Source organism: Thiocapsa bogorovii, assembly GCF_021228795.1.
GTDB classification, from domain to species: domain Bacteria; phylum Pseudomonadota; class Gammaproteobacteria; order Chromatiales; family Chromatiaceae; genus Thiocapsa; species Thiocapsa bogorovii.
In genome coordinates, this window is record NZ_CP089309.1 from 745,619 (window position 1) to 767,078 (window position 21,460).

Sequence of the window (21,460 nt, forward strand, 5' to 3'; positions counted from 1 at the left end):
GGAAAAGCCCAGAGCAATTGACCAGTTCCAGCTCAGTGTTCGGTGGACTTCGCTTTCACGGGTCCACCCCATCGGACGTTTTCTTCAGCGAGGTCCACTGGGAGCCCCGACCAGCGAGGGTAAAACTACTAAACCTCATGCAAAGTTGCCAGACAACCTGACTGCGACCTTCGAACGACGGCACGATATCCCTCAAGCATCATATGATACCATTTGTAAGGACACTCGACGAAAAGACCCGTTCCGGCACGCGGTATCGAACCCTGTGAACGTTTTGCTGCCAGCCTTGTCGAGAAACCGGGTAATTGACTCCGTCACCTGCGCGTCTCGTAAACCTTTTCCGGCCACGTGGGTTGGTTGGCGGCTTCAAAACTGACCGGACACCGCCCGGCCAGATCCGCGCAGCGAAGTTCCTCAGGGAACAGCGAACCTACGACGTCGGTTCTATATACACTTCAATGACAGACTAAATGCAGGCTCACAGCATGCGGGAACGATGATGGAGCACACCAGATGACTCCCAAACGACGCGTCGCAGTCGTATTGCCTGAACACTGGTCTACATCCAAGGGTGGTGCCGAGTACCAAGCACACCAGATCTGCACTCGACTCGTCGAGACCGGGAACGCCGAGATCCATTATCTCGCCAAGGCTTTCGGGTCCTCGCCAAGCCAACACGAATACCGGTGCACCGAAGTAGGGAGTCGGCTCCCTTTGCGCGCAGCAAAAGGCACACTCCTCGATTCGCTTCGGCTTTGGTCGGCGCTGCGTCGGATCCGACCGGACGTGATCTACCAAAGGGTCGGTAGTGGTTACACGGGGGTATGCGGACTTTACGCGAGGTGGCATGGTTGCCGCTTCGTTTGGCACATCGCACATGATTATGACGTCACTCCAGGGAGGTTCGCCGGCTCTGGTAACCGGCTCAATCTGGCGGCCCATAAATGGCTCTTGGAAAGAGGCATCCCAAGGGCAACGCACGTCATTGCGCAAACGGTCAGGCAGGCTGATTTATTAGGCGAACACTACCGGAGGCACGACGCAATCGTCATCCCGAACTCACATCCCCCCCCCGAGCCGACAACCACTGCGGCCCCACGCACGAAGATCGTCTGGATCGCTAACCTTAAACCGATTAAACGACCGGAAGTGTTCATTCGACTCGCAGGTTTACTCTCCGCCCTAGAGGCTGTCGATTTGGTAATGGTCGGAAAACCATCGTGGAACCCGGGGTGGCAGTCCGCCTTAGAAAAGGCAATCGCTTCAACACCGAGGCTTTCCTATCTTGGCGCGATCACGCAGGACGACGTGAATGCACTCCTTAAGGAGGCGTTGGTTCTCGTCAGTACCAGCGTCGCGGAGGGTTTTCCCAATACCTTCATTCAAGCCTGGATGCGAGGCGTTCCGGTCGTCAGCTTCGGGGCCGACCCGGACGGGGTGTTGGAGAAACACGAGATCGGGTTCGTTGCTGATACTGAAGACCACTTGGCGACGTTGGTTCGAAGGATTGTCGAGGATCCCGCCCTGCGAGAGCGTCTTGCCGCGAATGCTCGAACCTATGCGCTGGCAAACCATGGCCTCGCGAATTTTGACCAGCTGGTGAGTCTTTTGCTCGACGACCGCGACGCAAAGGCTTGACGAAACCGAGAGGCAAGAACAACCGATCGTATTGCCCGCCGGTAGCCCGCGGCAGCCTACGGCACAGGTGGCGTGCGCTGCGATTGTCCACCTTACCGCTCCAATCAGCGACGTGGCCGGGTTCCGGATCGAGACGCGCCAAGACGTCCTAGAGACGTTCATTGGGGCTTTTAGCCAAGCCGTAGGAGACGGCGTACGACAGACAAAGTTGCGGAGCCCAAGGGAAATGTTACCAACCTTCATGATCATCGGCGCCCATAAGGCCGGTACCACATCGCTCGCGGAATGGCTCCGAAACCACCCGGAAGCATACATACCGGCACTAAAGGAGCCTCGGTTCTTTGCCTTCGATCCTGTTGATCCGGTCTTTATCGAGAAGCCACGGCATATCTTCTCGATCCGAACCATGTCCGAGTACGAGCAGCTCTTCAGCGATTCCGTGGGCCACAAAGCGGTCGGCGAGGCCAGCCCCCAGTACTTGACCTCCGCATATGCCTGCAATGCCATATTCAGCGCACTCCCCAGCTCCCAAATCGTCGTTAGCCTGCGGCATCCTGTCCTACGCGCCTATTCCCAATACTGGATGCGAGTGCGCCTCGGCAGGGAAGCCCGAACATTCGAGGATGCATTCTCAAGCTCGGAAGAATGGGTGATGACGAGTTTCTACTACGAAAACGTCAAACGGTACGTCGATCGGTTCGGCCGGTCACAGGTCCTCGCACTGGTCTTTGAGAAACTGATCGCCGATCCGCAATCAGAGCTAGTTCGGCTCTCAGATTATCTGGGGATCGATGTCGCGCTTGGGACAGCTGCGCTCCCTTCCGAGAATGTGGGGCGAATCTCCAGAATACCGGCACTCAATCGACTCAGCGATAATCGTCAACTTTCTCTTTTATCCCGAAAATTTGTACCCCGCTCAGTCGTTCGGGTTTTCCGATCGGTAACCAGTAAATGGTCATCTCCGACACCTAAATTGCCGCCAGATCGGACAGCCGCCTTGACCGCTCGATTCCGTGAGGATATTCAACGAACCGAGGACCTCCTACAGATGGACCTTTCCAGTCACTGGCTGCGCTGAACAGATTCCGAATCATCAGAGGGCGCAACAAAAACGAGACGACGCTCACACGCCCTTTAAACGACTTCGTGCGCGTTTTACAGTCTCCACTAGGACGCGTGGGTGACCTAACTGGGTTGCCAGATCTCGTAATCCGCGGAAGATCAAATGCCGTTTCGTTACGCGCACGTCTCTCAATGATGCCTTGATGATGGCTAGTCCCTCCGGAAAATTGCCGCGAAACATTGCACGTAGAGCCTCATTGACCCATTGCTTCGCCAGCCACAAGGATATCGTGTCGTCAGTCAGATAGCATTCGGGGATTCCCATATCATCGAAGTACCGCTTAACCCCGTCCGGTCGCTGCCAACCCTTCACAGGCTTCTGCCCGCCCGTTTCTAAGACACGCGATTGATCCTGAACTCCGTCGTTCGAGATACTCTTCCCACGCACACGATAATGGCAAACCAGACTTGGCACTTGAATGATACCCGTAAGTTGCCCCTCGTACAGCTCGGCGCTCCGCTTGAACAAATGCGCATAGAAACTGGAATCTTGACCGCGATAATGATACGGAATGAAAGGTACCCCTTTCCGCACCATAAGCGTCTGGAAATGCAGCACCCCGTGGTTACCGAGCGCGAGATTTTTCCAAGTCAAGGAACGACTCGCCTTCCAGGCGTAGCCGCCCGTTATTTTCTTGACCAGCTCTCCCGCTGGCTTCATCGCTGCGCCTGACTCTGAAATCCAATCATAATCCCCGTACGCTGCGAAAGCTCGAGGATGATTTTCCAGGCTCGCCTTCAAAGCCCCGATCGCATTTGGATCTGCATAAAGATCGTCCCCATCCATGAACGTGATATAGCCAGCGTTCTTTGGAACAAGGTTATATAGTGCCACGTTTCTACTGACGCTCGGCCACCCCACATGAGGTATCTGCAACAGGCACGCCGACATCACGGATGAATGCGCGTTCAAATCCTCGAGGGCGATCGCATCGGTTCCGTCAGAAGAGCCGTCATCAACGATCAGGGATGTAATATTCGGATCCGTTTGCCTCCTTATTGACTCCAAGGTAGCGCGAACAAATCCCGCAATATTATATGTCGGTACAACGACCGCCACATTAGCTTCACCTGGCTCCTTAAGAAGATACTCAAAATGTTCCGTCGTGTAGAGAGCCAGCGAGACTTCCGAACAGCTCTGGAGCAGGCGCAAGAGCGTTTCGCGCCGGGGGGTATCCCGGATAGACTCCACGTCCGGGAGTAGCGATATAAGAGGCAGACCATCGAAATTTCTGCAGAACAGATGCGGGTAACTACAGCCTGCTGGCGGCAAATCAAATGGCGAAAAAGCATCGTTGACGTCACCTATCAGCATGTTCCATGGCTCCCAATTATCTGTTGGACCATCGTGGCGTCGGACTATTCCGCCTGCCTATGACTCACCGTGACCGCCGGTCGGAGTTCCCGCCCGCGCCTCGCTCGGATAACCGAGAACTATCTTCGTTCGTGTCTTCTGTCCCACCGTCACTTCGCGTAAGGGCATTCCCCGCCAGCCACAAACTGGAATGTCGAGTTACGTTTCGCGAACCCAACCTAAATCGATGGACTGAGTTCCAAATGACCCCTACCGGGCGTCGCAGCGATATGTTGGATTTGCCGTGCAGAGATCCATCTCCTACGCTTTACTCGCCATAACCGTAGCGTGCTAGGTGTGAATCAAGTATCCGCTCAAGAATGGTCACTTGCTGTTGACTCAGATCCCTTCGATATGCCGAATGACGTGAGGACGAAAAGCGATAACCTTCGACAATCTTGAGGAACTGCGGGGTCATCGGTAAGTCGAGGAAATCCAGCACAAGCTGGAACGACGCACAGGGGTCGCTGGTGAAATCCTCGAAACGCAGAATGAGATACCGATCGGCAGGCAGGGCAGGTTCTGCTGCGCGCGCTGCGTCCATTAAGAGCTTCCAAGCGATCCCGGCCAACGCTACAAACGATCGCCCTTCACGCTCCCATTCACTTCGATACGTTGCCGACAGAGGTCCCCACAGCCAACTTTCCGGGCCAAGGTACCCATTCCACCACGGCATTTGCAGCCAAGAGTTAGCGACCGCTCGGCCGTCACGAACGATATGGATAAACCTGGCATCCGGAAAGATCTCATTGAAGAACAGCAACCGCGGCCAACCGGTGTATTTGTGGAGAAAGAGCTCACGCCGTTGGGCGACCGCACGTTCGCTGAAGAACCTTTGGAATCGATCCCTCATCCAAGGGGTCACATCTTCCGCCACCAAGTCGCGACAGCTATTGACGTAGATGGGAGAGACCTCCCGGCCGATGATCCTGTACCCTTCAGAGGGTGCGAACCGCACTCCGCCCTTGCGTGTCGGTATCGCGATCGGCGCACGATACAGTAGATTGTTCCAACACCCCAGGCGGTTCAACCCGCCAAGATTGTCTTCGATATTCGACAGAAATCCGAACGCGGGATGCCGCGCAAGGACCTCATGGACGACCGTGGAGCCACAACGCCCCGTACCCATCAGGAATGCGATCCTCAACTGCACCTCCCACTTAAGCTATCCATAGAACGTCCAACCCCGGATTGCAGAAGGGATCTCACCTTGTCGAGCATCACCTACATGGCTCGCACCCTGCGACACTGCGTCTGCGGCAAACCGCGCTCATACGGAACGCAGCCTCTTGTCCGGGAGGCCAGTCGAGCCTCCTAGCCGATACTACCATCCGGGCGCGGAGCTCCCTCGGGGCATCCAAACAACTCAAGGTACTTTGCCTCGAGTAGGGGGGTCATTGCTTCATAGGACCGATGACGGCGGACATAATCCGGACCCAGTTGGCCCATACGCTCCGCATCAGCGGGCGATTTCAGCAGCGTCACAACCGCGTCTGCAAAGCGCCGAACGTCATAAGGAACAATAAGCCCGGCGCCGCTCTCGCGAACTACCTTGGATTGGTCAGGCTGATCGTTTGCGACAACGGGGCAACCCAAGGCTAGATACTCCATGACCTTCGTCGGCGACCCGGCGTCCAGCATGGGACTCGGCCGTAGCGGCGATAGTCCCAGCTTCGCGGCCTTGATCAGACTCCATGCCTTTTCCATCTGAACATGCCCCGTGAAATGCACGTAGTCCTGAACGCCTCGCGTCTCAATCACTCGTTCGATGAACGACATATCGGATATCGACCCGTCTCCCACCAGAACCAACAATACGGTGGGGCATTCGACGCGTACGAAATCGAGGACTTCAACAAGAAAATCCAGACGCCTTGCCTTGACCAATGTCCCGACGTAGACGATTACCAGACGATCCTGAAGCCAAGCCTCGTCAGCAGGGGCGACCTCGGACCCTCCGATCTTCGACCACTTAACCCCCATAGGAACCGGCGTCATCTTCGAACGTGCGACGCCCCTCTCGGCGAGGTCGTCCTCCATCCGATCACTCTGGACAAAGATATGGTGCGCGCGCGGTAGAATCACACGATATAGAACCTGCGCGGAGACGTACCCACGGATGAACAGCATAATGCGCTTTGCGAGAGAGAGTCCGAGAGTGTTATCCCGGGCTTTGAAGAGATCGGCCTCGACATATCGGAACGACATCCAAAACACAAAAGGCCGCCGTGCCAGCGCGCACCCGATGACGGCGATCAGGGCCCCGAGAATCTGATCTCGCACCTGCACGAAATCATAGGGGTTTTGCTTGATCAAGCCAATGAGGCTCAACGTGTGCCCTAGCCTACTCAGCGAATTTTCCCACCGCGCTCGTACTGATGAGCTTGGTTTCTTGGCACAGAGGAATACCCGTTCGTTCACCCCGACCTGCCGAACCCCACCGTCAGAGATTTCGGCGGGATGCATGTGCCAATCGATCCGGTGACCTCGGTCGGCGATGCCGGAAGAAAACAACTCCGTCAAATCGACACGATCGTTCGGAAACTCTTCGAATGTCGAATACAGAAAGTACAACTTTCTCATTCCGTTACCTTCGATCCTATTGTCGTCCTGTGTTGGAGCCAGAAGAGGAGGCCGAACGTACTCATCAGCAAGAACATCATATTCCCGGCATAGGGAACGTCGCTTCGATAGAGAACCGCGACACCGAACAGAGGAAAACTCGGAACAAGCGCTTGGGCCAGCGCCCGCTCGAAACCGCCGAACGTCTCGTTCGCCATCAAACGAGACGCCATCAGAGATGCAGACAGCAACAAGCCAAAGAAGGTCACCGCGCCAATCAAACCAACCTCCCACAGCAATAAGGCCAATCCCGTGCGATCGATGAACATAGGATCCTCCTGTTTCGCCACCCACCCTGTCGCTTGGCCGCCTGTTTTCGCGGACCCCAGACCATGCCCGAAAAGCATCTCACCGAGTCCTGCATCGAAATTTTGGCGTGCCCAATAAACGACTGCCCCAGGACGGGTCAAATGTCCGGTGGATTCGTCGTGCTCGCTCTCCACCTGAAAACTATACGCGAACATGTGCGTCGCATCCTTGCCCCGATCATCCCAGTGGATCGCTTGATAAACGGCGAGTAGACCAGAAAGGGCGATCGCAACCACTCCGACGGTCAAAGCAAATGCGAGGGGCCGACGGTAAGCGTAATCTCTGAACAATACCAACGCCCCTAGCGGCACGTACAAAAAAACGATCTTCTCTTCCATGAACACCAGCGGGAGCAGAACGATCATCAGCAACAAGCTCAGCCGCTTCGCGTTGATCAAAGATTGGCGCCAGGCCGACAAGAGCATCAGGGCGATCAACACGAGAAATAGCGCGAGCACTGGAGCCAGCCCGCCCTGGCCAACGCCTCCTCCGAAGGTGCCGGTGACGGAATCGCCCGAGAACATGCCAGTGGCTGCTTTTTGCCGGCCGCCAACGACAAACCATTGGTACAGAACAAGCAACGGCTGCAGGAACGCGATGCCGAGCCAGCCGTAAAACCATGCCTTCAGAGAGGCCAAAGGAATCGGGTACACTGCGAGGAAGACCCAGACACCGCCGAAGAAAGCCCAAGTCTTTATCGACGCCAATAAGAGTCCGGGTGACGGTGGGTAAAAGGACCAGGAAACGACCACCGTAAGCAAGAACACAGTCAACCAAAACAGGACCCATGTCGACGCTGAGCGCTGCTGAAAGCGGGCTTGACCTCCAGCGAGTACCGCGAGGGCCGGCAAATAAAGCAACGCGCCTAACCCGTAGGAAATCCACTGCACGCCCCCTACTCCTGCGATGAAGTATTTCGCGAGGCCGACCACGACGAGGGTCAGGATCGTCACGATCCAAAGTAGTGCAATCGGATGAAGGAACAGCACCGACGCAACAAGCGCACCCAAAGCCGCGGCACCGATCACAGGTGCAGACATCTTCGCAACAAAGGGCTCAAGACCCAATGCCACGATGGCGCTTGTGGCCGCAATAGCGGCCAAGACGAACGTGACACCAACAAATTTCAGCGGGCTATGCATCGGTTTGGCCAAAGAACGCTTCAGTCACAGCTCGCCGATGGTCCAGTAATCGGCCGGCTTACCATAGAAAGCGAGAAACTTTTCCATATCCGGTGTGACCTTTTCGATCGCGTGAGCGCGGATCGCTTCCGGCCATTCGGGCTTCTTCTCAAGCCTGAAGGTCAAGAAAGGTTGAATCGCTGCTCGCAGGCTCGGGGGAAGCTTTTTCCAAAGGCTCAGGCTACCCGGCACCTGTCTCAGGGCGCGACCCGAGCCTTTGTCGGCCCGTCGCCCGAGTGAGCGGTTCTGCGCCTCGCGTGAGTCGGGAATGACAAAGGTTTCGTCTACACCGAGGAATGCGAAGCAGTCGGCCAAAACCATGTCCGGGTCTTTGACGTAGTCTTCAAAAAAGACGACATGGATTCTGTCGTCCGGGAAGTTTTCCCGATACAGGCTGATCTGACGCCAAAACAAAGAGGCGTCCAGCATCCAAGGAACTTCTCGATAGGTTCTCTCGAAATCCCACAAGGGGTTTCGCCTCAAGCGACGTCGATGTAACCAATGCGTCTCCATTCGACGCAAAGGGTGTCTGACCATGTAAATTAGACGTACATTCGGGAGATGGCGATAGATCAGGTCAGGCGCATCCGGCTGATAGACGTTACGGGAATATGTCGTACTCCCTTCGCCGATGGCGGTCTCTGTGGTGACGGTCTTGAAATGCTCCTCGTACCAGCCCCATCCCCTCGCGAACACCTTCGGGTCCGAAAAGAAATGGAGCTCTTTCGGGTTCGTCATAAAGACGTCCGGGTGCTTACCCAGATTCGCACATAGGCTTGTCGTGCCGCAATTCTGTGCGCCGATGACGAGATAATTCGGTCTCATGGCTTTATTTCTTCATCCGTCGACAAATTTTGTGTGAGGCATCCCACATGCTCGCTCGTCACTCGGATCAAGCCTGCACGCGGCGCAGAGCGCCGCTGGGCATGCGTGACACTGCGGAGCGGGTGTCACGAGTACCTTGTGATTTGGAGGGCCGAACTCATGGGCGAGGTCGCGTCCTGCCACTGACTCCAACGCCTCTTTGTGATTCTCGATGACTTACCGTAAAGGACGAGGCGCTTGCTTGTGGTCCGGTTTCTGGGTATGGCTTCCGAAACGCTGAGGCGTGCTCTCAATGATTTTCGTCATACGGAAACGCCGTTTTTGGTGAGCACGCTGTGCGCCCGCCGCAACATACGAATCGGAGCCAGCATGGTATGCCGGGTGCGGTAAGAACGTCGCGTGCGGGTTCTAAATATTCGCCAGCGGGGATTCTCCGGATTATCGAGCTCAGCACTCGTGTATCCGAAGGCGTGTGCCATTTCGCGCACGGACGGAGCAAGCTGGAACCCGTAATCGCGATCGTCCTTCCACTTGCTGAACGATCGGGCGTGGAGATAGTCGGCCGGAACCTGGTCTCGGGTCGCTCCGACGAATCGGATGACCGGATCAAGGGTATCGAGGTCGCTGACCATGTCTTCGTACCGGACGACGACGAGTCGATCATCGAGCCGTTCGCGCAGACACTGGAGATTGCGGTAGGCGAGCTCCCACTCGAATTGGGCCTCTTCCGGAAAGGTTCTCCATCGCGACCAAGCCGAGTATAGGACATCCATCGGGTTTCGAATCAGCCCGATATAGAGAAACTCGGTCGAATCAAGGCGCGCTTCACATTCGAGCATCAGCTCGAGTGCGGACCACTGTACCAGGTGGTGAGGCGATTTCTCGAGGAACACCGGGCGATGAGACTCGCAGAGTTTTTCCCAGCCGAGGAAGATCATGTCGCGGGGATCGGTCGGGATGCGGAAGTCACGGGTGTTTTTCCGGAGAAAAGACACGAGCTCGCGCCGCGCCCGCCTAGCCGGAATCGGGACCTCGCTGTCCAGCATCTTGATCTGCGGGAGACCGAGGACGGATGCCGCCTTTGTCCAGTAGAGGGTCTCGGACTCGCGGTGACGTGTATGACGGACGTGGCGCGCACCGGCCAGACTGCCGATCAGCCGTTGGATCGCACTCGAACCGGATGACTTCGTCGACAGAACAATGACGCATTTGTTCTTCCCCGGTTCCTGCGGGTGTCCGGGACCGCGCACTGTCGGCGTCATGGGTCGATGCTCCTTTCGGATGAGGCGCGTTCGCTCACCTGGCGATAGAAGTCGACGTGGCGCTCGGCGATACGGCGCCGATCGTAACGTTCGGCAAGAAGTCTATTCTCGCGTCCGAGATCGGGATTCTCACGGATCCGCCGGCCCATCTCGAGCAGCGCCGCCCCGAATGCCCCTGGATCGCGATCCTGAACAAGCATGCGGCTGTGGGACTCCGAGAGGATGTCGCGGGATCCTTCGGCATCCATCGCAACCACGGGGAGCCCGGCCGCGAATGCTTCGACCGTGACGAGCCCGAAGCTCTCGATCAGCGAGGGCATGACGAAGCAATCCGCGGCGTGGAAATAGGTGTCGGTGTGGGGTGGATCCGTACCGGGGCCATCCTGCAAATCGACGCCGACGGGCGGCGCAGGCCCGAAGAGAAAGACCTTGTCAGTCAATTGAAGTGAATCGACCTGCGGCTGCAGGTCTGGCACGCGCGCTCCGACGATGACGCAGATCATCTCTGGATCCTGTTCGGCGACGACCTTCATCGCATCGATCAGAGAAGAGAAGCCTTTCTTCGCATGGTTCCGGCCGACGGCCAAGAACGTGATCGGACCCTGCGGGAGGCCCGAACGCCCCTTGGCCTGCGGGTCTCTGCGCGCAAGCAAGGCGGCGTTGATTCCGTTCGGAAGGTCCGCGACTCGGCTAGGAGATACGCCCAACTCCAGGTATTCGGCTCTCACGTCCGATCCAATCGCGATCAGACCCGAGGCACGCCGGACCGCGTCCGAGATCAGGCGGTCGAGATGCGGGTCCAGGCGCATGCCGTATCCAATCTCGGGAAGCTTCTGAATATCGTCGCCGTGGCAGGTCAGGACGAAGGGCATTCCAATGCGATCACAGACCTCCGCAGCGATGTGACCTGCCGGATAGGCGACGTGCGCGTGGACGACATCAGGCTTGAGGCGCCGGACAAGGCGGTTGAGCCGATGCCGCCAGGCGGGAATGCGCAATCCGAGAAGCCCCATCAAGGGTGGTGGTGCGAACCAATGGATGGTGTGGAGCGCGTTAACCTGTCCAGCGCCGGCGCCGCGACGCTTGGGCGCCAGGAGGTGAACCTCATGCCCGGCTTCACAAAGCCCTTCCGCCAGATTGTGGACGGCAAGCTGCACGCCCCCGATTTTCGGGAGATAGTGCGAGGTGACCAGAAGGATCCGCATTAAACCGATCCGCCTCCGCTCGCCGCGCGGCGCGGAGCGTGGTCGGGCCAAGCTTCTGATTCCGCACGCCGGTTCTCGGGACTCTTTTCCGTCAAGGTCTGGAAGCGAAGAAACGTGCGGAAATTCTCCTCGACCCAGTCGGCTCGATACTCGATACGCGGGTCATCGAGGCGATAGTAACGATAGCCGATGTCGTACTCGAGCGCGTTCCGGCCCGTATGCTGCCTGCACTCCACGATCGGAAGCGACTTGGACATGATGGCCTCGTAGAAGCGCATGCTCCACGGCGCGTCACCGGCCGGACACAGGGTAAATTTGCTGGAGCACATGAGACGAAAATAGTCGTCGTCGAAGAAGTCGCGTTCTTTGACGGGGCGCTCCTTGGGGACGAAGCCGGATTGCTTGAAGGTTCGGTCGTACGGGCCGAGGATCTTGTGGCGGCGCTGCAGGAGCCAGTTACGGCGCCGGGCGTTGCGATCCGTGACCTGGAAAAAAGACGATTCCGTGAAGTGCGCCTTCGCGAAATCGAGGACCCACTGGCGGTTTCGTTGCGTGACCTCGTCGATGTACAGGGCACCGCGGAAGTTGAAATCGCGGGTTTTCGCGAAACCGAGTTGCTCGACGCGCTCGATGAAGCTCGCGGGATAGAGTGCGATGCGTGGTTCCGCGTAGGGATCGGGGATGGCGTCGAGGCCGAACCCGGCTTCCAGATGGCTCTGGTTCCAGAGCATCACGAGTCTGGGTGAAAGCCGAATGTTGTTTTGTATGTCCGTCAATGGGCTGGTCCGGAACGTCGGTTGGATCGGGCTCGCGCTTGGCGTTTGCGTTGTAACTCCGGTGCGCCGGCGCGTCGCATCTCGCGCGGGTCGGGCCATGACGCGTAAGGCTGGATGGTGGATGCGCTTCGCTTATCCACCCTACGGCTTGTCGCGGGCTGGTGCGCGGGGGCGTGGTTCATGGGTTGGATGGTGGGTGCGCTGGGCTTATCGACCCTTCGGATTCCTGTTGAGGCTTGACCTGGATCCCGTGAGCTATTCGGTCGGCGGAAGAAGACGACTGCAAGTCGTCGATGCCGGGAGGTTGGCGATCCGCGACGATCGCCGGCGCTTTTTCCAGCGAGTGCTACAAACACGGCCGATGCGCGGGCATCAGGCGTACGCATAGGTATCGTGGTCGCCGACCGCCTTATTCAAGACGGTACCAAGCAGCTGCGACGCACCCAGTGTCTCGTAGGCCCGACGAAGATCGTCCTTGGTTGTGACGCCGTCTTCCACCACCAGAAGGAAGGCATCGACGTTCGGGGCAAACGCCATGACGTCGTCGCCCGCAAGAACGGGCGGGAGGTCGAACAGCACGAAGCGATCGGGGTAACGCGTCTTCAACTCGCCGACCAAGTCGCGGACCAGCGGGCTAGAGAGCTTTTCCGACGAGTCGACCATGGGCTCGTTTCCGGGGAGGACGACCAGACGCTCGATACCCGGATTGAACAGGATCTCGGAGATGGATTTTTCGCCGCGCAGATAGTCGCTGATGCCGGGGACCGGTTCGTCGAGAAGATAACGGGCGACCGCCGGATGACAGAGGTCGAAGTCCGCCACCAGAACGGTCTGGTTCATCTCACGGGCTAGACTGATCGCGAGATTGAGCGTCGTCAGGGTCTTTCCGTTGCCCTGGCGCGCGCCGGTCACGCCGAGTGTGTTCCAACCGTTGGCTCGCATCTTCTGGAGCACGGTGGTGCGCAGCACCTTGTAGGCGGCCTCCGCGGGGTCACGCATGGAGGGTGTGACGATGCGTCGGTCACGAAGTCGGCGCGGATCGATCTCGATGCCGCGGGTCTGCTGGTAGACGACGTCCCGAGTCTGCGTTGATGTCGACCGGCTCGGCTCGCGGGCACGCCCGCCCGAAGACGCCAGCCGTTCTGTCTCGCTGGGTTTGCCCTGCGCCCGTTCGGCGCGAGCGCGGTCCAATGCCTGCTTCAAGCGTTCCATGATCCGTCAATTCCTCACATCCGCATGATTTTAGGAGCGGTGTTCATGTTTTCTCGCGGCGTTGCTCGCCCGGCGTGCGCGGAACGCACCCACCCTGCATTCTCCTCGCGAATCCGCTGCACCTTTCACGCCAACGATAGTCGGCCGATCCATGCGCTGTTGGACCGGCATCGGTCTGCCGTTGCGGGTCGCATTCTGACAATCTGCGGGGACCGAACTCATTTAGGAACGATTCAAACGCAACCGAACTATGTAGGATGAGTAGAGCGCAGCGGAACCCATCCAGGCCGCGCCAAGGGCATCAGACCGAAACCCGGCAACGCGGCGGTTGGGGGATGGGTTTCGCTCCCCCTACCCATCCTGCTGGTCAATCAAGATGTTTGCCTTGTTTCTTGTTGTGCCTCCTATCGTCAGCACAACCTGCGGGTGTGTGATTGTACGTAAATCGCCTTGTTGCTCGACGGCTGCTATTGTTCAACAGCTGTGCTGGTTTCGGACGGATCCGATGCACCGGTGAGCGTTGCGGCAATGTCGCCTAAGGGCATCACGAAGAGATGAACGAGCAACACACCCAAAGCGATTGCGCCCGCGACGGCGCCACTCAGCATCATGACTCGTCTCGAGCGCAGGCGCTGATCTGCCTCGGTCTCGATGAATGGAATCACGGCGAGGGGCGATGAGCCGATGATCGATTGAACGATCTTGGGTCCGTAGATGCGTTTATCCATCGCCTCGCGAACCACGGCATGCCCCATACCACCGCCGACCGAAAGCACGAACCCCAGGAAAAGCAAACCCAGCCGGTTGGGCTTGTAGGGTTTGCGTGGGAGAGGCGGCGGCTCGATCAGCGAGAAGCGCTCGCCTCGACTCTCGGTTTCCAAGGCCTCGGCCAACCGAGCGGCGCTCAGCTTTTCGAGAATATCCTGATAGCTCGTGACGGCGTTGTTGTAATCACGGGTCAACGTCTTGTATTCGCGTTCGATTTGCGGACTATCCGTGATCCGCTGCTCATACTCCTTCAAGCTGGCCAGAAGCTCGTCTCGCGTGACGCGCGCCGAGCGTAGATCGGCTTCGATTGCCGCCAAGCGCGTTTGAAGCTGAACGTACGAGGGATTGTTCGCGTCCGATACGCCGGGGACCCAATCGCTGGCGCCATTTCCTTGCTTGCCCAACTCCGCACGCGTCGCCGCGACGGCCCGTTGGAGACGTTTGACGTCCGGATGCTCCTCGGAATAACGATCAAGCGCGGACCGAAGCTCGGCCTGTTGCTGCACGAGTTGACGGCCGAGATTCTCGGTGTCGGAGGTACCGACGGCCTTGCGCAGTGCCGCCAGCTCTCTCTCGACGCGGACTCGATCTGGGTGTGTCGGCGAATAGCGAGCGGCTAGACTGACATACTCGGCTTCCAGGACGCGCAGACGATCGGCCGGTGTCATCACCCGCTCGCCCGTCGAGGAAAACATCGCAGCATAAGGCTCGGTCGAGGCGAGCTCCGACTGAAGATACATGCGCTGTTGCTCGAGCGTGCGGATCGACTCCTCCTGATTCCGCAGACGTTCCTCCGTGCTCTTCATGCGCTCGAGGTTGAAGTTCATCAACTCGGGCAGGCGATGGCCCTCAGCCTCCTTGAACTCCGCGAGCTGCTTCTCGAGCACGTCGATCTGTCCGGAGAGCTTACGCGCCTCTTGCTCGAGGAAGTCGGACGTCTTCTGTGCCGTTTCCTTGCGGTCGCGAACGTTCTCCTCGAGGAACAACTGAATGATCTCGTTGGCTACGGCTTGCGCGACCTCCGGTGACGGGTGATCGAACGACAGCGAGAAGGCGATCGCAACCTGCTGAGCGCGCCCTCCGCGCGCGTCGGCGACATTGGCGCTGATCGTTTCGAGCTCGATGTCCTTCTGCATCTCGCGCACGGCGTACGCCAGGCCGAAATCGCGCCTGATATCCGAATAGAGATCGTAGCGCTCCATGATCCGACCGAGGTTCTCGGCGGTCATCACCTTTTGGCTGACGATCTGCACGCGCTCGCCGGCGTAGCTCGTCACGGTCGACTGGACGAGATCGCTCGGGATCTCTTGCTGCTCGATGAGGATCGTCCCTGTGGAGCGGTAGACCGCGGGGAGCCCGACGGCGACCGCGGCGGCAGCGAGGAAGATCACCAAAGCAGGCACGATGATTTGCCATCTGCGCCGCTTCAGGGTCGCGACGTAGTCGTCGATGTTTTGGGTTTGGTAGTGCTCGGCCATCGTGCGTCCCTACCGTAACGTTGAGAAACGGCGGAGGGGTTCCCTCGGCCACTTGTAGTTGACGCTCAGGAAGATAGCATTCGACACCGCATCCTCGGCGATGATCTCGCGCTTCTGCCAACGGAGACGATAGCTGAGATCAAGACTCAGGGATTCGCTTAAACGACGTCCGAGTCTTGGCGACACGTCGACGTAGTCGCGGTCGTTCCCGGAGATCTCACCGCCCGGATTTCGGTTGCGATAGGCGCTAGCGTTCAGGCCGAACGTCCACAGGGGGCTGATGGGATAGTCGAAGCCCAGCGTGATGCCGGTGGTATCGAGGAGGGTGCCTCGGCCACTCGGCAGCAAGGATCGCTCCGCCAAGAGCTCGACGCCGCCGACGATGAAGTCTTTCGTCCATTCCAGTTGAAAAATCGGCCCGAAGCTGTCCGTGTCGTCCACGCCATCTTCGATCGGCGTCTCCGCATCCGAATGTCGAACACCGGCGAGTGCTCTGATGGACGAGGTCTCCGACAGTAGATATCGCAGACCCGCTTCCACCCCGACGCTGGTCGTCCGAGTGCCGTCGGCAGTGGATTCGTAATTGTCGTAAGCTGTCTGACCGACGAGTTGCATACGCTCGCTGATCTGGTAGCCGATTGTCACATTCGCTCTTGCAAAGGTGTAGTTCGACAACGGGATTTGGTTGACGTCCTCATAGGAGACGTCTTCGTAGCTCAGCCCTGTATCGAGCGTCGCGCGCTCGGTGATCTGGTAGGCCCAAGTAGGCCGAACCACGAACCGGCTCCGCCGCTTATTGACCTGCACGAAACCTGTTGTCGCCTCTTCGCTGGTCAGCGTCGAGTCGTAGTCGAGATCCGCATTTAACCCCAAACGATGACGGTCAAGCTGGTAACTGGAGATGAAAGCGAGCGAGCCGTTCGTTCGGTCGAGGTCTGACGCATCCGCGTATTGCTTGCTGTTGACCGTCAAACCCAGGCCGATGTCGCTGACCTCCGTCCGGCGCCCCGCCGTCACCGTACCCCTCAGGACGGCACCGAGCGAGCTCTCGGGATCTCTCGTGGAGAGTCGAACGTTGTCGTCGTAAAAGGTGCGGATGCCGGCCCTGGGTTCGACATACCAGATATCGGAAAGCGCTTCGGACGACATGCAGGTGAGAAGCGCTAGCATCACGGCGGCATGGCCGACGAGACGCGGCTGAAAGGTTTCGTTATTCAAGATCTCACCTCAGGCCGTAACACCTACAGCATCCTTATACGCCGCGACGGCGAATCCGAGGGCATCAGGGCACGACAATGACGTCGCCGGCCTGCAACGGGATATTTTGCTCGAGGTCTTCTCCGCGGCGTATCCTACGGTAGTCGAACGGAATCGAACGTTGTTGACCGTTTTCCACTCGGAGGACTTTGATCTTTTTCTCGTCTGCGAACGGGGTTAGCCCACCAGCCATCGAAAGGGCCTGCATGACTGTTACATCCCGGGCGATGATTGCAAAATCACCGGGCTTGTTGACCTTCCCGATGACGTAGATGCGGTTACCGGGGATTTCCTGAAGCGTCACCGTCACGACAGGGTCCGGGATGAACTTTGAGAGGCGCTGCTTAAGTACCGCGCCGAGCTCCTCCAGGGTCAGGCCTTCGGCCCTTAGATCGCCGGCCAATGGAAAGGATATGCCGCCGTCCGGCCGGACGAGCACGAGTTGCTCGAGACCCGGCTCTTGCCAGACCGACACGGCGACGATATCGCCGGGACGCAGCTCGTAACCCTGTTGCGGCACGGCCGCATCGGCGATGGACGCAGCCGCGATGCCGACCAGCATGAGCATGGCGCAAAGCGCTGTTCCCACGTCAGCAACGCGACGAATGCACGGCAGTTCCAGTTTCATGGGCCTTCTACCTCGGGTCCTGGGAGATCGGTGTCTAGTCGTCGGAAAGTGTTGATTTCGACGAAAGTGGTTTCGATGGAATCACGCGAAAACAAGCACGCGGTGACTGCGTCATTAGATCAGGTCTCTCAGGGTTTTTCTACCCGACAAGACCTCGGCGATACAGCCGGATTCCAGATTAGGGCCCCAAAAAAAAGACCGCCGGCGGCGATCCGTTTCGGGTCGCTGAACGGCGGTTGAAGCTCGTCGGAAATCAATGCCTCAGATTACTTCAGGGTGACTGGAAGAGCGGGGTCCCTCCCGCTCCGTCAGCACTCGCCTACTGGAAGACCGCCCAGCCTACGCTCTCTGCAACGTGGTTGGTTTCGGCGTCCTTGGACTGCTCTTCTTCAGCTCGAAGCTCCACGTCGCTCGCACTGAGGTTGGCATGGCGCAGTGCCGTCGGGTCGCCGCCGTTGGCCGTCTGCATGTCCGCCAGAAACACCGGAGTCTCGGTGAAGCCGGCGCCGAAGCTCAGGGTCGAGGGTTGATCGGTCACGGCGTTGGCCTTGATACCGACCGCGAACTGCAACCCGTCCACCGTACCCTTCGAAGGCTGCCAGGCGATGTAGCTGATGCTCTCGGCGCCATGACCGGCCGTGAACGACTCTTGCTCGTCCAGCCGCAGCCGGAAACCCTGCGCCGTGATGTCGCGGACCCGTGCCGATACCGCCTTGGCATCATTAACGCTGCTCACCGAGGCGAACACCACCGGCACCGTCGGGAAGGCTTCGGCGAACCCGAAGCTCGAGTACCAGCGACCGGACTGCGTCAGAGTACCCGCCTCGATGCGTTCGCCGCTCGGCAGTACGTGACTGCCCTTCTCCATCGCCACGTAGGTCACGGTCTCGAAGGCGTGTTTTCCGTCGAGGTAATCCCATTCCTGGATGCGGACCCAGAAGCCGTCCGACTCGATACCGGAGATGCGCACCACGACCGGTTCGCTGCCGTTGAAGCTCGGCGGATTGGCCACGACGACCGGATCGACGAACGACCGACCGAACTCAACCCACTGCCAATTGTGATCGACCACGACCTCGCCGACTTCAATGATCGCCGGAGTCTCGTCTGCGGCTTGGAAGATGGCCCAGCCCACGCTCTCTGCAACGTGTTTGGTTTCGGCGTCCTTGGACTGCTCTTCTTCAGCTCGAAGCTCCACGTCGCTCGCACTGAGGTTGGCATGGCGCAGTGCCGTCGGGTCGCCGCCGTTGGCCGTCTGCATGTCCGCCAGAAACACCGGAGTCTCGGTGAAGCCGGCGCCGAAGCTCAGGGTCGAGGGTTGATCGGTCACGGCGTTGGCCTTGATACTGACCGCGAACTGCAACCCGTCCACCGTACCCTTTGAAGGCTGCCAGGCGATGTAGCTGATGCTCTCGGCGCCATGACCGGCCGTGAACGACTCTTGCTCGTCCAGCCGCAGCCGGAAACCCTGCGCCGTGATGTCGCGGACCCGTGCCGATACCGCCTTGGCATCATTAACGCTGCTCACCGAGGCGAACACCACCGGCACCGTCGGGAAGGCTTCGGCGAACCCGAAGCTCGAGTACCAGCGACCGGACTGCGTCAGAGTACCCGCCTCGATGCGTTCGCCGCTCGGCAGTACGTGACTGCCCTTCTCCATCGCCACGTAGGTCAGGGTCTCGAAGGCGTGTTTTCCGTCGAGGTAATCCCATTCCTGGATGCGGACCCAGAAGCCGTCCGACTCGATACCGGAGATGCGTACCACGGCCGGCTCTGCATCGTTGAAGCTCGACGGATTGGCCACGACGACCGGATCGACGAACGACCGACCGAACTCAACCCACTGCCAGTTGTGATCGACCACGACCTCGCCGACTTCGATCGGCAGGGTTCCGTCTTCAGGCTTTACTTCGACAAAGCCGCTCTTGGTCATGACGTGATCGCCATAAGGCCCTGTGACCGACAGCGTGACGTCGTAGCTACCGGCCTCATCGTAGACATGGGTCGGATTGGGTTCGCCGCTGGTCTGCCCGTCGCCGAAGTTCCAGGTCACCCGCGAGATTTCGCCCGAGGACAGATCTCGGAAGGCCACGCTCAGCGGCGCATTGCCGACGCGGCTCACCGCGTCGAAGTCCGCGACCGGGGGAGGACCGGCAACGGTTACGAGGTTGGTCTTGGTCATGACGTCGGATCCGCCGGCGCCGCTAACCTTCAGAGTGACCGAATAGGTTCCCGGCTCTTGATAGGTCCAAACCGCTTGCGATCCCGTGGCACGCCCGCCATCGCCGAAGTCCCATTCGCAAGCACTGACGTCGCCCCTGGACACGTCGGTGAAGACCAGTGACATCGGGGCAACGCCGCTCGTGGCACTCTCACTGAAACCGGCGACCGGAGGAGGAACCACAACGCTGATCTTGGCCGTCGCTGCTTGCGCGGAGACGCCTCCCGCGCCCTTCACGCGAAGACTCGCGAGGTATTCACCCGCTTTCAAATAGACATGATTCGGTGAACGTTCATTGCTGGTGTTCCCGTCGCCGAGATCCCATTCCCAGGAATCGATTACGCCGGTGGAGCGATCGGTGAATTGAACGGCAAAGGGAGCCTGACCGGCACTGGCGTTCGTTTCGAACGCGGCGAACGGCGCCGGAGTGGCAACCGTGACAACGGCCTTTGCCGGCTGCAGCGCCGCGCCGCCGGGTCCGCTGACCATGAGGCTTACGGTGTAGGTGCCGGGTGTCGTGAAGGTGTATTTCGGCGAGGACTGGCTGCTGGTGGCTCCGTCTCCGAAACTCCACTGCCAGTTGTCGACCTTGCTGGTGGAGGTGTCGCTGAAGGCCACGGTCAATGGCGCCACACCCGAGCTTGCACTCATCGTAAATCCGGCTTCGGGTGCCGGATAGGGAATCGTGGTGCTGACCTCGTTGGAGAAGGCGCTGTCCAGCGAGCGATCGGAGTTGAATGCCTTGACCGCGAAGTAGTAGGTCTTGCCGGCCTCCAGCCCGCTGACGGACTGACTGTTGGTCGAAGACTGCACTGATTTGGAATAGTTTCCGCTCGCTTCGCCGTAATGCAGCTCGTATCCTGCGACACGGGAGTCATCGACCCCGTTCCAGGCCAGGGTGAGATCCGAAGCTGTAACGTTTGCCGACATGGCGAGGATAAAGAGCATCGCCCAAAGGCCGAAGCTCCATTGATAAAATCGCGATTGAGCGAGAGTGGCTACCCGTAGTGTATGCTGAGTGTTCATCGTGTCACCTTTAGTCCGACGTGATCGGCTCTTTCAGGTGTCACAGCTGAGCTCTATGCTGAGCCTAGAAGGCATCGGCGACCGCACTGCCGAGGTCTTATGTGTTGCCGTGTTATACCTGGAGAAGCCAAATCGCCCTGCGTAGCTAGATCCGATCGAGCGATATTTCTGCGTACGCTGTGACTCTAGTGACTTGAGGTAACCGAATCCGTGACGTCATTCCCATCATCGCGGGATGCCCCTTTTCGCGATGCGGTCAATGAGCAAAACGTGAAGCAGATCCCATTTCGGAGCTGATATGAAGAACGGAATTGGAGCTGCGGATTGGCGTTGAATCATTGAATGGATTTGCGTTCCGTGAACCGGGTCACGGAATCGACATCGCGGGGGGCAAGAATTGAGGAACAGAGGTGCGGAGAGCGGCCGGAGAGGGTGAGTCTCGATCGTGACTCAGGTCGAGCCTGAAGCTGGCGACGGGCGCCGGGGGGCGGCATGCTTGGCACCGCTGAGAGTGTGTCGCACGTTTTTTCTGGCGAGCTCTCTCCCGAGACTCTGCCTGATTAGAAAGAATCGTCC

At 58.7% G+C, this 21,460-nt stretch carries 15 protein-coding genes; 2 read left to right on the top strand and 13 right to left on the bottom strand.

Annotated features, from left to right (window positions below):
- The first annotated feature begins 513 nt into the window (after window positions 1-513).
- Both LT988_RS03410 and LT988_RS03415 read left to right on the top strand, forming a co-directional pair.
- Window positions 514-1,638, top strand: coding sequence for a glycosyltransferase family 4 protein (locus LT988_RS03410; protein ID WP_232408844.1), 1,125 nt, complete (start codon window positions 514-516; stop codon window positions 1,636-1,638).
- Between the two features lie 226 nt (window positions 1,639-1,864).
- Window positions 1,865-2,716, top strand: coding sequence for a sulfotransferase (locus LT988_RS03415; protein ID WP_232408845.1), 852 nt, complete (start codon window positions 1,865-1,867; stop codon window positions 2,714-2,716).
- Between the two features lie 45 nt (window positions 2,717-2,761).
- Here the strand turns inward: LT988_RS03415 and LT988_RS03420 are convergent, their stop codons facing one another.
- The 13 genes from LT988_RS03420 to LT988_RS25200 form a co-directional block, all read right to left on the bottom strand.
- Window positions 2,762-4,075 carry a glycosyltransferase family A protein gene (locus LT988_RS03420; protein ID WP_232408846.1) on the bottom strand — a complete coding sequence of 438 codons (1,314 nt, stop codon included), beginning with the start codon at window positions 4,073-4,075 and terminating at the stop codon, window positions 2,762-2,764.
- Between the two features lie 307 nt (window positions 4,076-4,382).
- On the bottom strand, window positions 4,383-5,261 hold the full coding sequence (locus LT988_RS03425; protein WP_232408847.1) for a sulfotransferase family protein: 879 nt from the start codon (window positions 5,259-5,261) through the stop codon (window positions 4,383-4,385).
- Between the two features lie 167 nt (window positions 5,262-5,428).
- The gene (locus LT988_RS03430; protein WP_232408848.1) at window positions 5,429-6,697 is read right to left on the bottom strand and encodes a glycosyltransferase; all 1,269 of its coding nucleotides are present in this window, start codon (window positions 6,695-6,697) and stop codon (window positions 5,429-5,431) included.
- Entirely contained in the window at window positions 6,694-8,187 is a 1,494-nt protein-coding gene (locus LT988_RS03435; RefSeq protein ID WP_232408849.1) for a hypothetical protein, read from the bottom strand. Before LT988_RS03435 ends, LT988_RS03430 begins: the two co-directional genes overlap by 4 nt.
- Window positions 8,188-8,211: 24 nt before the next feature.
- Window positions 8,212-9,051, bottom strand: coding sequence for a sulfotransferase family protein (locus LT988_RS03440; protein WP_232408850.1), 840 nt, complete (start codon window positions 9,049-9,051; stop codon window positions 8,212-8,214).
- Window positions 9,052-9,353: 302 nt separating this feature from the next.
- On the bottom strand, window positions 9,354-10,313 hold the full coding sequence (locus LT988_RS03445; RefSeq protein ID WP_232408851.1) for a sulfotransferase: 960 nt from the start codon (window positions 10,311-10,313) through the stop codon (window positions 9,354-9,356).
- On the bottom strand, window positions 10,310-11,518 hold the full coding sequence (locus tag LT988_RS03450) for a glycosyltransferase family 4 protein (RefSeq protein WP_232408852.1): 1,209 nt from the start codon (window positions 11,516-11,518) through the stop codon (window positions 10,310-10,312). The genes LT988_RS03445 and LT988_RS03450 overlap by 4 nt, the downstream gene beginning before the upstream one ends.
- Entirely contained in the window at window positions 11,518-12,294 is a 777-nt protein-coding gene (locus tag LT988_RS03455) for an exostosin domain-containing protein (RefSeq protein WP_232408853.1), read from the bottom strand. Before LT988_RS03455 ends, LT988_RS03450 begins: the two co-directional genes overlap by 1 nt.
- Window positions 12,295-12,666: 372 nt before the next feature.
- Window positions 12,667-13,506, bottom strand: a complete 840-nt coding sequence (locus LT988_RS03460; RefSeq protein WP_232408854.1) for a CpsD/CapB family tyrosine-protein kinase — start codon at window positions 13,504-13,506, stop codon at window positions 12,667-12,669.
- A gap of 467 nt (window positions 13,507-13,973) precedes the next feature.
- On the bottom strand, window positions 13,974-15,752 hold the full coding sequence (locus LT988_RS03465) for a GumC family protein (RefSeq protein ID WP_232408855.1): 1,779 nt from the start codon (window positions 15,750-15,752) through the stop codon (window positions 13,974-13,976).
- Window positions 15,753-15,761: 9 nt separating this feature from the next.
- The gene (locus LT988_RS03470) at window positions 15,762-16,769 is read right to left on the bottom strand and encodes a porin family protein (RefSeq protein WP_232408856.1); all 1,008 of its coding nucleotides are present in this window, start codon (window positions 16,767-16,769) and stop codon (window positions 15,762-15,764) included.
- 265 nt (window positions 16,770-17,034) lie between these two features.
- The gene (locus LT988_RS03475) at window positions 17,035-17,637 is read right to left on the bottom strand and encodes a polysaccharide biosynthesis/export family protein (protein WP_232408857.1); all 603 of its coding nucleotides are present in this window, start codon (window positions 17,635-17,637) and stop codon (window positions 17,035-17,037) included.
- Between the two features lie 319 nt (window positions 17,638-17,956).
- A complete protein-coding gene (locus LT988_RS25200) occupies window positions 17,957-20,884 on the bottom strand; it encodes a PKD domain-containing protein (protein WP_269752097.1) in 2,928 nt (975 codons plus the stop codon).
- Window positions 20,885-21,460 lie beyond the last annotated feature (576 nt).

Bases quoted from the DNA above. Each gene is read 5' to 3' on its own strand.
- LT988_RS03410 (WP_232408844.1), top strand. From the start codon at position 514: ATGACTCCCAAACGACGCGTCGCAGTCGTATTGCCTGAACACTGGTCT.
- LT988_RS03415 (WP_232408845.1), top strand. From the start codon at position 1,865: ATGTTACCAACCTTCATGATCATCGGCGCCCATAAGGCCGGTACCACA.
- LT988_RS03420 (WP_232408846.1), bottom strand. From the start codon at position 4,075: ATGCTGATAGGTGACGTCAACGATGCTTTTTCGCCATTTGATTTGCCG.
- LT988_RS03430 (WP_232408848.1), bottom strand. From the start codon at position 6,697: ATGAGAAAGTTGTACTTTCTGTATTCGACATTCGAAGAGTTTCCGAAC.
- LT988_RS03435 (WP_232408849.1), bottom strand. From the start codon at position 8,187: ATGCATAGCCCGCTGAAATTTGTTGGTGTCACGTTCGTCTTGGCCGCT.
- LT988_RS03440 (WP_232408850.1), bottom strand. From the start codon at position 9,051: ATGAGACCGAATTATCTCGTCATCGGCGCACAGAATTGCGGCACGACA.
- LT988_RS03445 (WP_232408851.1), bottom strand. From the start codon at position 10,313: ATGACGCCGACAGTGCGCGGTCCCGGACACCCGCAGGAACCGGGGAAG.
- LT988_RS03450 (WP_232408852.1), bottom strand. From the start codon at position 11,518: ATGCGGATCCTTCTGGTCACCTCGCACTATCTCCCGAAAATCGGGGGC.
- LT988_RS03460 (WP_232408854.1), bottom strand. From the start codon at position 13,506: ATGGAACGCTTGAAGCAGGCATTGGACCGCGCTCGCGCCGAACGGGCG.
- LT988_RS03465 (WP_232408855.1), bottom strand. From the start codon at position 15,752: ATGGCCGAGCACTACCAAACCCAAAACATCGACGACTACGTCGCGACC.
- LT988_RS03475 (WP_232408857.1), bottom strand. From the start codon at position 17,637: ATGAAACTGGAACTGCCGTGCATTCGTCGCGTTGCTGACGTGGGAACA.
- LT988_RS25200 (WP_269752097.1), bottom strand. From the start codon at position 20,884: ATGAACACTCAGCATACACTACGGGTAGCCACTCTCGCTCAATCGCGA.